The sequence below is a fragment of the uncultured Dokdonia sp. genome (genome assembly GCF_937910895.1).
Classification (GTDB): Bacteria; Bacteroidota; Bacteroidia; order Flavobacteriales; family Flavobacteriaceae; genus Dokdonia.
This window is the reverse complement of the sequence record NZ_CALEMI010000045.1, coordinates 1-12,180: the sequence shown is the minus strand read 5'-3', so window position 1 is coordinate 12,180 and position 12,180 is coordinate 1. Positions and strand designations below refer to the sequence as shown.

Below are 12,180 nucleotides of genomic sequence, written 5' to 3'. Positions count from 1 at the left end.
CTTCCTTTTATGGAAACAATTTCAGTCCCTTGTTCTACAAACATATTGACGATTTTCACCGCCTCAATAACCAATCCACCGCCATTACCTCGAAGGTCGAATATGAGTTTTTTCATGCCTTGCTTGTCTTCCAAATCTTGATAAGCTGATTTTACATCTTGACTTGCCGTTTTTGTAAATGAACTCAATTTGATATAGCCCACATCTTCACTTACCATTCCGTAATAGGGCACGGGACTAAATTTAATTTCCTCACGCACAATTTTGACTGTAATCGGTGTTCCAGCTCGGTCCACTTTTAACGTTACCTCAGTCCCAGGCTTACCTTTAAGTTTTTCAGAAACCTCACTTGAGGTTAAATTTTCAACACTCTTTCCGTTGACTTCTAAAATAACATCTCCAGCCAGGAGACCAGCTTTTTGAGCCGGAAACCCTTCATGAGGATCGACAACCATAACAACCTCGTTTTGCTGGCGAATGATCGCCCCAATTCCTCCGTATTGACCCGTAGACATTAATTTATAATCTTCAATTTCATCAAATATTTTATACCAAGCCGGGGCAAATTTTATTTTACTCAATATCATTTTTGTCATATCTTCATTTATACAATATAATTCCGTGGTTTGTATTTTTTTTGAACCAACCCACATAGATTTCCTTTTTGCATGTTCTAATTGAGAAATTTGGGTCAATTTTCTTTCCTTTTCCATTATAACTAACTTGCTGATTTATAAATTATAAAGTATTATTATTTATAATAAATATATTGAGGAATCATTGTGGGGTAAACATCAAAAATATACATTTGTAACGTATATATTGCAACTACACAATTTACAATGGTAAACAATAAAGATTTCATACAAAGACTAGAGAAAATTCTCAAAGAATACGAATTATCAGCATCAACTTTTGCCGATAAAATTCAAGTGGGACGTGCTACTATTTCACATATTTTATCAGGACGTAATAAGCCAAGTTTAGACTTTGTGATGAAAATTGTTCAGACATTTTCTCAAGTAGATTTGTATTGGTTATTAGAAGGAAAAGGTACGTTCCCAAAAACTGAAGAACATAGCACCTTCACTCCTACTACCAATTCAATAAAGCAATATCCCAACTCCACCAAGGAAACAAGTGAAGATAAAGATGCGACTACTACCATCGCAAATTCTTTGTATCACCATGAGTCAAGTAAAAAAATAAAGAGGATTATTATTTTTATGGAAGACGGCACTTTTGAAAGTTATGAGACCTCTTAGGTTTCACAATTTCGTATTTTTACAGTATGATAAAAAATATATTGTGTCTACTTGTGCTATTCATCATAATGATAGCTTGCAATACCCCTCAAAGAGATTGCAAAGCATTTAAAACAGGATCATTTAGCTATGAAGAACTTATAGAAGGAACGCTCGTTACTACACGTTTTACACGTGATGACACTCTTGAAATAGCCTACTTCAATAATACAGTAGATTCCTCTAGTATCAGATGGATCAATGATTGTGAATGGATTGTCAAAAAGATACATCCAAAAAGTATGAGCGAGCAAAAAGCTGTTCATATGAAGATTCTATACACGGAAGGAGAATTTTATACCTTTGAATACTCCCTCGTTGGAAAAAATAAAAAACAAAGAGGAACCGCTAAAAAACTAAACTAATGTTCGAAATTTTCTCTTCATCAGATGCATGGGTGGCATTGCTTACACTTACCTTCCTTGAGATTATCTTAGGAATCGATAATATTATATTTATTACACTTGCTTCAGATAAACTTCCTGAAAAAGACCGAAAAAAAGCAACAAGCATAGGACTATTACTTGCTATGGGTATGCGTATAGCCTTATTGTTTGGCATTTCATATCTTATTGCATTAAGCGTTCCTTTTTGGTATATTAATAATTCTTGGCTGACTGTAGGAATAAGCTGGCAAGCTATTATCTTATTTGCTGGGGGAATTTTCCTTTTATGGAAAAGTGTTCATGAAATACACGAAAAAGTAGACGAAACTGGCGTTGAAGAACAAGAAATTAAAGACAAAAGTTCTTCTTCTCTAACAAAAGCAATTGTTCAAATTGCAGTCATAAATATTGTTTTTTCGTTTGATTCCATCCTTACTGCTGTTGGAATGACTAGCGGACTTTCTCCTAACCCTACCGATGCGCTCATCATCATGATTATTGCTGTGGTCATCTCTATTATTATTATGATGCTATTTGCAAACCCAGTGGGGAATTTTATAAACAAGCATCCATCATTACAGATCTTAGGACTTTCCTTCCTTATTCTTATAGGGTTTATGCTTATTGCAGAAGCTGCACATTTATCACATCTTAATATTTTTGGATCAGAAATAGGAAGTATTCCTAAAGGATACCTTTATTTTACGATTGCATTCTCTCTTCTTGTAGAGTTTCTTAATTTTCGCTTTCGGAAGAAAGCAACAACCAAAAAATAAAAATATATACTTAAAAGTATCTAAGCGACTATTCACCGATAGCCTCTTTTTTTTACAGTATTTTCACTCTTAATGTTATAACACTGATAATTAGGTGTTTAAGTTTTTTGGCACGCAACTTGTTATATAGCAAATGTGTTTATCAATTAAGCACACAGTTATGAACCTAAAAACTTATATTATGAAAAAGTTTGCATTATTACTCATCGGTCTACTTACTATAGGGTCTACTACTTATGTTGCTGCAGAAACAACAAACACTGTTCGTCGTGGTACTGTATATGACGGTAGCAAATACATATTTATAGAAAATGGCATTGAATTTTCAGTATTTCCAGACGGAGAATTTGATTTTTACATCCCTCAATATACAGAAGGCGTAAGCATCGGAGTGAATGCTGGCCCTATAGGTATAAGCTTTAATACTGGCTTTGATTACGATCCATACGTACAGTATGATGATTATGGAGCTGTTATTCAAATAGAAAACACTCCTTTATTCTACGATTATTACGGTCGTTTAACACAAGCAGGAGATGTACGTATCAATTATAGAAACAACAGACTCGTACAAGTTGGAGGATTGTATATACACTATAACAACTTCGGAGTATACTCACACTACACTGGATTTATTAATCCTTACAACAGATATTATGTGTACAGCCCGTTTCACTCTTATTTTTACAGACCTCTATTTAATAGATGTTTAGTATATACAACTCCATATAGAAGATACTATACGCCTTTAAGATACAGTTACGGATACCATAGAGACAATTACTATAGAGGATATGCAAATGGATATCATAACTCGAGACGTGACTTTAGACGCCCTTCAAATGGACGTGTAGCCCACAACAATGGACGTCGTGATAATGTAGATCGTAATAATACACGTTTTAGAAGTGCTTCAACGAGTAATAACTCAAGAGGTATTGCAGCTAGAAATGACAGAAATACGTCAAGAGGTGTTGCTACAAGAAACGACAGAAACACATCTAAAGGAAACTCAAGAGGTGTAGCTACTAGAAATGACAGAAACACGTCTAAAGGTAACTCAAGAGGTGTAGCTACTAGAAATGACAGAAACACGTCTAAAGGAAACTCAAGCCCATCTTCTAGCAATCGTGCAAAAAGTTCAAGAACTGAACGTTCAACCGCTCCAAGAGCAACACAACGTAGTTCTTCTAATAAAAAATCAAATACTGCTTCAAGAAGCACCAGTAGAAATAACTCTAGTTCTTCAAAAGGAAGAGCTTCTTCAAACAGATCTCGTAGAGGATAAAAAATAGATTTTTGGTTGGTTAGTTTGGGAAGTCCCCTGTTGCAAATAGCACTGGGGACTTCCCTTTTTATATGCTTTTTTGTGCGCTTTCGCGAAAGCATACAAAACCATACCACCAGCGTTTTAAATTGTTTGTATTAAATTTAGACACATTACGTATCTTTAAAATTTAAAACTCAGAAACTAACTATGAATAAATCAATCATCCTTGTCGCAATCTTACTACTTTCTATAGCTTGCAAAGAAGGTACTCCTGAACAAATAGAAACCACAACAGTTATGACGGAAGCAGAAATACTTGCCAAAGCCAAAGAGATTCATAAAAATGTCATGACATTAGATACGCACTGCGATATTAATGTCAAAAATTTTACAGATTCTATTAATTATACCCAAAAGCTAACGTCACAAGTGAATCTTCCAAAAATGCAAGAAGGCGGACTCGATGTGCCGTGGTTTATTGTATATACAGGGCAGGACTCTTTAAATGCAGATGGATATAAAGCGGCTTATGAGAATGCAATGTTAAAATTTGATGCTATCCATAAACTTTGTGAAGATATTGCTCCAGATCAAATCCAACTAGCCACCACATCAGAAGAAGCGAGACGTATCTGGAAGTCTGGTAAAAAAGTAGCGATGATTGGTATTGAAAATGGATATCCTATAGGAGAAGACATTAGCAATGTGGAGAAGTTTTATAACCTTGGTGGTCGTTATATGTCTTTAGCTCATAATGGACATAGCCAATTGAGCGATAGTAATACAGGAGAGGAAGATGACGTATGGTTACATAACGGACTCAGTGATTTAGGCAAGCAAGTCGTTGTAGAGATGAACCGTGTTGGCATGATGATAGATGTCTCTCATCCAAGTAAAGAAGCCATGCGACAGATGATTGCTCTCACCAAAGCACCGCTTATTGCCTCCCACTCTTCGGCTAGAGCCTTATGTGATCATAGTCGTAATCTGGATGATGAGCAATTACAATGGATGAAAGAAAATGGAGGCGTGGTACAAACCGTCGCTTTCAAAAGTTACCTTAACACCAAAAAAAATGAAGCTAGACAAGCTAAAGAAACTGAAGTCCTAAAAGTGATTGCAGATTCTATGGGAGTGCAATGGATGGACCGAAGAGCTGCTTTTGCATTACCTACAGAAGAGCGAGAGGCCTATTTTGAAGCATATATGAAAATGCTTCCAATACAAAAACAAAAACTAGCCACAATGACAGACCTCCCTCCTGCTGTTGATGTATCTGATTTTGTAGACCATATTGACTATCTCGTTGAAAAAATGGGATTAGAGCACGTAGGCATCTCTTCAGATTTTGACGGTGGTGGTGGTATTGAAGGTTGGGAAGACGCCTCAGAAACAATGAATGTTACCATAGAGTTGGTACGTCGCGGGTATACCGAAGAACAAATTGAAAAACTTTGGAGTGGTAATCTTTTTCGAGTACTTGACGAAGTGCAAGTTGTCGCTAAAGAAATACAAAAAGTATAAAGATCATTGACAGAAGAAAACTGAAAACAATAGAAAAGCGTAAGACAATTCTGCTCTCTTGAGAAGACTATCTTACGCTTTTCTTTTTAGGTATATGAAGAACTAGGAAAATACATAAACACTTTACATATCCCGCTCCGTACATATTTGATTGATACGTAAACGTAATTTACGTTCATAATCTTCCTGAAGCCAGTCTCTATAATTTTGTGTATTATTCATGATACTATAAGAATACTGGCGTACACGATACGCAATATCATCTTTTAATTTTCTAGCGAGAATACGTGCATCAAATACATCTTCACTATTATCTACCACCATAATTGCGTGTTGCTCTACGGCATTATCTAGTGCTGTTTTGGCTTTTTTCCCTTCGGCGACCACCTTTTTGTACTCTTTTTTGATATCAAAATAGACTTTATCCGTATTTGTAAATTCTTTACGTAAATCTGGAGGCATTACATACGAAAAGTTACGCTCGATATCTTCATCACCTATTAGATTTTCTAAGTAGAAATCTGGAAATTTAAAAATCTCTTTCCAGTCTATAGGCGCTTCCCACAGTCCAAAACGAGCTGCGTTATTTCCTAAATCCAATACTTTAAAATTCTTTTTATTAGGAAGGATACGGGAACCACGACCAATCATTTGAAAGTACAAAGTCAAAGATTTTGTAGCTCTATTTAGAATAATCGTATCTACAGTAGGCTCATCAAAACCAGTAGTAAGAATGCTTACAGAGGTAAGAATAGCATCTGGTGTGTGTTTAAACCACTTTAAAATTTCTTTACGCTCTTTTGCGCTATTTGTATTATCTAAGTGACGTATGGCATATCCAGCTTCTAAGAACGTTTCTTGAACGTACCTAGACGTATTAATACCATTATTAAAAATAAGTGTTTTCTTTCCTTTAGACTGATCTTCATAAGCCGCAAGTAATTTTTCTTGCATAGATGCGTCAGTATACAAAATATCTGAAGATTTGACCGTATAATCTCCATTAATACCCAACTTTAAGGAAGACAATCCTACATTGTAAGAAATTGTATTTGCTCTTGCAAGAAATCCTCTCTCTATAAGAGATATGATGCTTTCTCCTATTAAAAGTTCATCATAGTTATCCTTCATAGGTAACTTAATATTAGAACTTAAAGGAGTCGCCGTAACGCCTAGTATAAACGATTTGTGAAAGTAACTAAAAAGCTTTCTAAAGGAATTATAATGCGCTTCATCTATAATCACAAGCCCTACATCTTCAAAACTTATTTGCTCCTCCTGTAATCTATTGGTTAATGTTTCTACCATAGCTACATAACACATATAATCTTTAGCCCCCTCTAGAGACTTCACATCACTAGAAATGACCATATTTGGCACTTTAAACTCAGAAAGCATACGTGATGTTTGTACAGAAAGCTCTATACGGTGTGTAAGAATAACTACCTTTTTGTTATTTCTTTTAATATATCTTCTCACGATTTCAGAAAAAATAACCGTTTTTCCTCCTCCCGTAGGAAGTTGATATAGTAGATTATAGTCTTCATTAGATCTATCCATACAATCAAATATGGCATCAAGATCTTTTAACTGATAATCGTATAATTCTTTTTCTGTTGTTTTATTTTCTTGTAAAATATGACTCAAAAATACAGTTCTTTAAAGTGGTTAGAATGGAATCTTGCAAAACTAAGTGATTTTTATGCTTTCGCGAAAGCATAACTCATAAATCTCACAAGGGCTATCAACATTTAATCAACAAAGTCGTTGGCAACTTCTTCAAAAAGATCTGTATTAGACCATTTTTGAGACTCTGATTGTTCTATAATGGATTCTATTCTTGATCCAAAATCCTCTTTGAGTTGATGATAACTAAGGTATTGAAGCGCTTCTTTAAAAGAAGTAAGCATACTTTTATGAAAAGCTTCAGGCATTTGAAGTACAGAAGCGCTATACGTTTGAGCGATTTCTATATTAAACAGCATCAAATCGGCTAGTAATTTAGGATCGACTCCCAACAGCTTAAATTGCTTGATATATTTTTGAGCAACCGACCTCCTTTTACGGGCTCTTTTCCTTTTTGTAGGAAAATATTCATTGCTTATTTTAATTTTTGCAGCTTCAATAAGCGTATCTTCCTTAGGATTAAACACAAAATCATAAAAGGTCTTTACCTGAGGAATCCGATCATATAAATCTATAACCTGTTCTTTAAGAGCTTCTTGATCTAACTCGTCTAAATATTTTTTAAGCGCACGTTTACTCATATATTAATATTGAAATACAAACGAATTTATAATAAATTATATTGGTGAAAAGCATTACAAAAACTTAAATTTGCAAACCACGATATACAAAAATCTACTCACCAATATGAAAACACTTCAAAATTCAAAAGCCGTAAAACTGATAAACAAACTCATTGAAGATGTTTCTCAGAATGGAATTATTATCAATACGGTGGTAGAAGATCTGAAAGCTTTACGCCCATATACTATCCAAGAAGAACTTCCTTTACTTGCAAAAGCAACTCGCCTAGCTGCTGAGCATATTGAAGAAAACGAAACATTTGCGATTCCAATTCCTCAAGATGAGCCAATTGAAGGTGAAGAAATCGAAGCTTCGGAAGTTGACCCTAAAGAGAGTCTTCACTATTTCTTCTGTTTGATACGTGATATTGACAAGAAAGTAAATGAAGAAGAGCTAAGAGAATATGTAAAAGCACTTAACGAATACTAGAACGTATAACCCTATTATTTTAAGAGCCAATGATCAACGTTGATCATTGGCTATTTTTTTATGAACTCCCAGTTTTACTAGGTCTTACTTCTATTTTACTCGGTAATGTTCTAGGATGCATCTGTAACAAGTCTACAACCATTTGTCCTAAATCTTCAGGTTGGATACGCCAATCTTTACCATCTTCTGGAGAACGACCTCCAAAATGACTACTCACAGATCCTGGCATAATGGTCGTCACTTTTACATCATCATTTCGCACATCAAGCATCAGCGCTTGTGTAAACCCTGTGACCCCAAACTTACTAGCATTATAAGCCGTTCCCTTTTCAAAAAAGTTGGCACCCGCTAGACTAGAAATCGTGATAATATATCCTTTTGATTTTTTGATCGCTTCCAAACTTGCTTTTACAGAATGAAACACCCCTGTAAGGTTCACGCCTATACTTTCTTTCCATTGATCAATGGTTAATTCACTAATCGGCGCAAAATGACCTACACCTGCATTTGCAATCAGGACATCTAGTTGCCCATACGCATCAAGAGTTTCTTTTACAACCATTTGCATTGCACTATAATCGCGCACATCTGCCGCTAGTGGTAATACCTTTCCTCCATTCTCCGTAAGCTCATAAGCGGCTTTAAAGGTTGTATCTTTATCACGCCCTGTGATCACAATTCGCATCCCCATTTTCAATAATGCTTCTGCAATACCATATCCTATGCCTTTGGTGCCTCCTGTAATTAAAGCGACTTTTCCTTTAAATTGATTCATAAGTATTCAGTTTTGGGTAAAGTTACAACCGCTTTCGCGAAAGCGTATAAAGAATATATCAAATTTAACATCATAAGTCTACAGTAATAGATTGCCTAATCCTTGCCTCGATAGTATCTTTGCAAAAACTAAAAAACAATGCTCAAATCATTCCGAATTTTAAGTGTATTGGAAGGTATTTCTTTTCTCCTCATCTTATTTGTCACCATGCCTCTTAAGTATATTTGGGACAATGGGATGCCTAATAAAGTGATAGGAATGGCGCATGGATTCCTTTTTCTTGCCTATATCGTTTTTGCCATTCTTATGAAGCCCCAAAGAAAATGGGACAACAAAACACTGGCTATTGTTTTAGCATGTTCTGTCATCCCATTTGGAACGTTTTGGATGGATAAAAAATACTTAAGGGATTAGTCGTTTATTTAAAAAACGGAATACTAATATAATAGTTAGGCGCTTCTCCATTACTAGCTTTTACTGCATTTACAATAGGTAATACAACTGCAAGGATACAAAGAGTGATCAATCCGATGATTCCTAATCCTAAAAGTAATATAGCAGGAATACACAGGATCGCATATATAAATAAGCTTATTTGAAAATTAAGAATCGATTTTCCGTGTTCATCCATACCGATGACTCTGTCTTTATTGGTAATCCACAAAATGAGTGGTACAATAAATCCGCCAAATCCTGTCACATAGTCTAATAGTTGTGATAAGTGGGTAAGAACCAATAACTGTTTGTCTTCCCTTAACGCTGTTTCTTGATGTACAATTTCCATTTTTGATTGTTTTATGATTGATTACACTATATATGTAGTGTTTTGCTTTAAAATGTTACACGTTTATGTAATTTTGCACTAATGAACACACAAGACACTATTGTTGCATTGGCAAGTCCAGCGGGTGCTGGTGCTATCGCCGTGATACGTGTATCTGGACCAGATGCCATCACGATATGTACGCCACTTTTTAGATCAAAACGAGGAAAAGATTTATCTAAACAGAAAACACATACCATCCATTTAGGACATATTGTAGATGGACAGCGTGTACTAGATGAGGTCTTAGTTTCTTTATTTAAAGGAACCAACTCTTATACTGGAGAACCTACGGTTGAGATTTCTTGCCATGGCTCTAGTTATATTCAGCAAGAGATCATACAGTTATTATTACGTCAAGGTTGTCGCGCTGCACAAGCGGGAGAATTTACCTTACGTTCTTTTATCAACGGGAAAATGGACCTCTCTCAAGCCGAAGCTGTCGCCGATCTTATTGCCAGTGATAATGAAGCGAGTCATCAAATAGCGATGCAACAAATGCGAGGTGGGTTTTCTAATGAGATTGCACAGTTACGTCAGGAACTACTCAATTTTGCATCCCTCATCGAACTTGAACTTGATTTCTCTGAAGAAGACGTAGAGTTTGCCGATCGTACGCAGTTTAAAGAACTGATTGCACGGATTACTAAAGTACTCAAACGCCTTATTGACTCATTTGCGACGGGGAATGTGATTAAAAACGGAATTCCTGTAGCGATTGTCGGCGAACCCAATGTGGGGAAGTCTACCCTACTCAATGCCTTATTAAATGAAGAGCGAGCTATTGTTTCTGATATTGCAGGAACTACCCGTGATACCATCGAAGACGAATTGACCATAGGCGGGATTGGATTCCGGTTTATAGATACAGCGGGAATTCGTGAGACGGTTGATGTAATAGAAGGTCTAGGCATTCAGAAGACATTTGAGAAGATTGGACAGGCGCAAGTGGTTATTGTACTATTTAGTGCCAAAGAGTTTTTGACCTCTAGTACAAAGTTTACCATCGAAATTGAAAAAATAAAAAACCAATTTCCTTTAAAACCCTTAGTGGTCGTTGCCAATAAGATTGATCAAGTTACTGAAGCTAATATCAAAAAACTGCAATCAGAAATTTCCAACCTCCATATCCTATCTGCTAAAGAAAACATAGGTGTTGATGCGCTTAAAGCGAAATTATTAGACTTCGTAAACACCGGAGCTTTGCGTAATAATGAAACCATCGTAACCAACTCTCGACATTATGACGCTTTATTGAAAGCTCTAGAGGAAATCGAAAAAGTACAATACGGCCTCGATACCGATCTTTCTGGAGATCTCATGGCAATTGACATCCGACAAGCTTTATATCACTTTGGAGAGATCACTGGACAAGTTACCAATGATGAGTTGCTAGGAAATATTTTTGCTAATTTTTGTATTGGGAAGTAGTGCTCTAAAAAATACTAAACTAAAATAATATAAAATACACTTAATCAGTTAACTATATTTTTATACAGTATTCGAGGTTTAATATTATTTATTGAATTTTGGTATTTTTTGTACCTATTTTGTACCTCGTTTTCATTTTTAATATTACTTTTGTTTTTAAGGGGAGATTATAACACTTAAAAATACTTAATGTTTCTTGTTTCTACCTAACGGTATTTAGTGATGTTAAAGATTATTAAAAAATGAGTTCTAATATTAGAGTTAAGAGAATTTGTGAAAATTGTAATAATCCATTTATTGCGAAAACAACGGTGACTCGTTTTTGTGGGGACAACTGTGCTAAAATTGCCTACAAGAAAAGAATTCGTGCTAAAAAGGTGAAAAAGTCGAATGTCCAAACATTCAAAATTAAGTTTGAACCCTTAGAAATTATACAAGCAAGAGAGTATTTGACCGTTAAAGAAGCAGCTACACTACTAAGTATTTCTAAAGAATCTGTTTACAGACTAATTAAAATTGGCGAACTCAAAGCTTCAAATCTTTCTGAGCGATTAACACGAATTAAAAAGTCTGAGATTGAAAAACTCCTCACTTAATTCTATAAATATATAATTATGGCAAATGTGACTGTGCGCAAAAAGAAGCTAGCAAATAACAAGCTAAGTCTTTACCTAGACTATTCATCACCTATTATAAGTCCGAAAACAGGAAAGCCAACAAGACGTGAATTTTTGAAGTTACAGATTTTTGCAGAACCAAAAGATATTACTGAAAAAACCCATAATAAAAAGACGATTGAGTTTGCTGAAATCATTAGAGCCAAACGTCTGTTACAATGGAGAGACAAAGAATTTGGTTTGAAAGAAAACGTACACTTAAATGTTAGTTTTGTAACTTTTTACGATACTATAGTTGAAGAAAGACTAAACATAGGTAGTTATTCAAATTATCTAGCGTGGAGGGCATCCTTAAATTATTTTAAAACGTTTATCCAGGGGGATATTCAAACGAATCAATTAAATGAAAATCATGTTAGGCAATATCGCATCTTTTTGCTAACCACAAACAATCTTAGGGTCAAGGCTAAACAGAAGTTGTCAATTAACACAGCTTCCTCCTATTATAAACATTTTATTGCAGTTTTAAAAAAGG

Annotated in this window: 15 protein-coding genes; 10 read left to right on the top strand and 5 right to left on the bottom strand. The window is 35.2% G+C overall.

Annotation, left to right across the window (positions count from 1 at the left end):
• The coding region (locus tag Q0505_RS05480) for a S41 family peptidase (protein ID WP_299209978.1) at nucleotides 1-713 on the bottom strand (713 nt) is incomplete at its 3' end.
• A gap of 129 nt (nucleotides 714-842) precedes the next feature.
• Between Q0505_RS05480 and Q0505_RS05475 the strand changes: the two genes are divergently transcribed.
• The 5 genes from Q0505_RS05475 (at nucleotide 843) to Q0505_RS05455 (ending at nucleotide 5,260) form a co-directional block, all read left to right on the top strand.
• Entirely contained in the window at nucleotides 843-1,265 is a 423-nt protein-coding gene (locus Q0505_RS05475; protein ID WP_299209976.1) for a helix-turn-helix domain-containing protein, read from the top strand.
• A 53-nt stretch (nucleotides 1,266-1,318) separates the two neighbouring features.
• Complete coding sequence (locus Q0505_RS05470) at nucleotides 1,319-1,669, top strand: DNA topoisomerase IV (RefSeq protein ID WP_299209974.1); 351 nt, start codon at nucleotides 1,319-1,321, stop codon at nucleotides 1,667-1,669.
• Nucleotides 1,669-2,466, top strand: a complete 798-nt coding sequence (locus Q0505_RS05465; RefSeq protein ID WP_299209973.1) for a TerC family protein — start codon at nucleotides 1,669-1,671, stop codon at nucleotides 2,464-2,466. The genes Q0505_RS05470 and Q0505_RS05465 overlap by 1 nt, the downstream gene beginning before the upstream one ends.
• Before the next feature lie 181 nt (nucleotides 2,467-2,647).
• On the top strand, nucleotides 2,648-3,754 hold the full coding sequence (locus Q0505_RS05460) for a hypothetical protein (protein WP_299209971.1): 1,107 nt from the start codon (nucleotides 2,648-2,650) through the stop codon (nucleotides 3,752-3,754).
• 189 nt (nucleotides 3,755-3,943) lie between these two features.
• Nucleotides 3,944-5,260, top strand: a complete 1,317-nt coding sequence (locus tag Q0505_RS05455) for a dipeptidase (protein ID WP_299209969.1) — start codon at nucleotides 3,944-3,946, stop codon at nucleotides 5,258-5,260.
• Between the two features lie 123 nt (nucleotides 5,261-5,383).
• On the opposite strand, the gene Q0505_RS05450 is transcribed toward Q0505_RS05455, so the two are convergent.
• Both Q0505_RS05450 and Q0505_RS05445 read right to left on the bottom strand, forming a co-directional pair.
• Complete coding sequence (locus tag Q0505_RS05450; RefSeq protein ID WP_299209967.1) at nucleotides 5,384-6,907, bottom strand: DEAD/DEAH box helicase family protein; 1,524 nt, start codon at nucleotides 6,905-6,907, stop codon at nucleotides 5,384-5,386.
• 104 nt (nucleotides 6,908-7,011) lie between these two features.
• Nucleotides 7,012-7,527 (bottom strand): DUF6155 family protein, encoded by a 516-nt coding sequence (locus tag Q0505_RS05445; RefSeq protein WP_299209965.1) that lies wholly within the window; start codon nucleotides 7,525-7,527, stop codon nucleotides 7,012-7,014.
• 106 nt (nucleotides 7,528-7,633) lie between these two features.
• Between Q0505_RS05445 and Q0505_RS05440 the strand changes: the two genes are divergently transcribed.
• Nucleotides 7,634-7,999 (top strand): hypothetical protein, encoded by a 366-nt coding sequence (locus Q0505_RS05440; protein ID WP_299209963.1) that lies wholly within the window; start codon nucleotides 7,634-7,636, stop codon nucleotides 7,997-7,999.
• Between the two features lie 58 nt (nucleotides 8,000-8,057).
• Here the strand turns inward: Q0505_RS05440 and Q0505_RS05435 are convergent, their stop codons facing one another.
• Nucleotides 8,058-8,774 (bottom strand): SDR family oxidoreductase, encoded by a 717-nt coding sequence (locus tag Q0505_RS05435; RefSeq protein WP_299209961.1) that lies wholly within the window; start codon nucleotides 8,772-8,774, stop codon nucleotides 8,058-8,060.
• Nucleotides 8,775-8,912: 138 nt separating this feature from the next.
• Between Q0505_RS05435 and Q0505_RS05430 the strand changes: the two genes are divergently transcribed.
• Nucleotides 8,913-9,188: a DUF3817 domain-containing protein gene (locus Q0505_RS05430; RefSeq protein ID WP_299209959.1), complete on the top strand. Its 276-nt coding sequence runs from the start codon at nucleotides 8,913-8,915 to the stop codon at nucleotides 9,186-9,188.
• A 4-nt stretch (nucleotides 9,189-9,192) separates the two neighbouring features.
• Here Q0505_RS05430 and Q0505_RS05425 read toward each other — a convergent pair whose 3' ends face one another.
• On the bottom strand, nucleotides 9,193-9,558 hold the full coding sequence (locus tag Q0505_RS05425; protein WP_299209957.1) for a DUF4870 domain-containing protein: 366 nt from the start codon (nucleotides 9,556-9,558) through the stop codon (nucleotides 9,193-9,195).
• Nucleotides 9,559-9,639: 81 nt separating this feature from the next.
• Between Q0505_RS05425 and mnmE the strand changes: the two genes are divergently transcribed.
• The 3 genes from mnmE to Q0505_RS05410 all read left to right on the top strand — a co-directional run.
• Nucleotides 9,640-11,028 (top strand): tRNA uridine-5-carboxymethylaminomethyl(34) synthesis GTPase MnmE, encoded by a 1,389-nt coding sequence (gene mnmE / locus Q0505_RS05420; protein ID WP_299209955.1) that lies wholly within the window; start codon nucleotides 9,640-9,642, stop codon nucleotides 11,026-11,028.
• Nucleotides 11,029-11,270: 242 nt separating this feature from the next.
• Nucleotides 11,271-11,624, top strand: coding sequence for a helix-turn-helix domain-containing protein (locus tag Q0505_RS05415; RefSeq protein WP_299209954.1), 354 nt, complete (start codon nucleotides 11,271-11,273; stop codon nucleotides 11,622-11,624).
• Between the two features lie 18 nt (nucleotides 11,625-11,642).
• Nucleotides 11,643-12,180, top strand: a 538-nt coding sequence (locus Q0505_RS05410; protein ID WP_299209953.1) for a phage integrase SAM-like domain-containing protein, incomplete at its 3' end; no start/stop codon positions are given.

What these genes read in the sequence shown, in the direction of transcription:
- Q0505_RS05415 (WP_299209954.1), top strand. Translation starts at nt 11,271, where the DNA reads ATGAGTTCTAATATTAGAGTTAAGAGAATTTGTGAAAATTGTAATAAT.
- Q0505_RS05440 (WP_299209963.1), top strand. Translation starts at nt 7,634, where the DNA reads ATGAAAACACTTCAAAATTCAAAAGCCGTAAAACTGATAAACAAACTC.
- Q0505_RS05465 (WP_299209973.1), top strand. Translation starts at nt 1,669, where the DNA reads ATGTTCGAAATTTTCTCTTCATCAGATGCATGGGTGGCATTGCTTACA.
- mnmE (WP_299209955.1), top strand. Translation starts at nt 9,640, where the DNA reads ATGAACACACAAGACACTATTGTTGCATTGGCAAGTCCAGCGGGTGCT.
- Q0505_RS05425 (WP_299209957.1), bottom strand. Translation starts at nt 9,558, where the DNA reads ATGGAAATTGTACATCAAGAAACAGCGTTAAGGGAAGACAAACAGTTA.
- Q0505_RS05475 (WP_299209976.1), top strand. Translation starts at nt 843, where the DNA reads ATGGTAAACAATAAAGATTTCATACAAAGACTAGAGAAAATTCTCAAA.
- Q0505_RS05455 (WP_299209969.1), top strand. Translation starts at nt 3,944, where the DNA reads ATGAATAAATCAATCATCCTTGTCGCAATCTTACTACTTTCTATAGCT.
- Q0505_RS05460 (WP_299209971.1), top strand. Translation starts at nt 2,648, where the DNA reads ATGAAAAAGTTTGCATTATTACTCATCGGTCTACTTACTATAGGGTCT.
- Q0505_RS05435 (WP_299209961.1), bottom strand. Translation starts at nt 8,774, where the DNA reads ATGAATCAATTTAAAGGAAAAGTCGCTTTAATTACAGGAGGCACCAAA.
- Q0505_RS05430 (WP_299209959.1), top strand. Translation starts at nt 8,913, where the DNA reads ATGCTCAAATCATTCCGAATTTTAAGTGTATTGGAAGGTATTTCTTTT.
- Q0505_RS05445 (WP_299209965.1), bottom strand. Translation starts at nt 7,527, where the DNA reads ATGAGTAAACGTGCGCTTAAAAAATATTTAGACGAGTTAGATCAAGAA.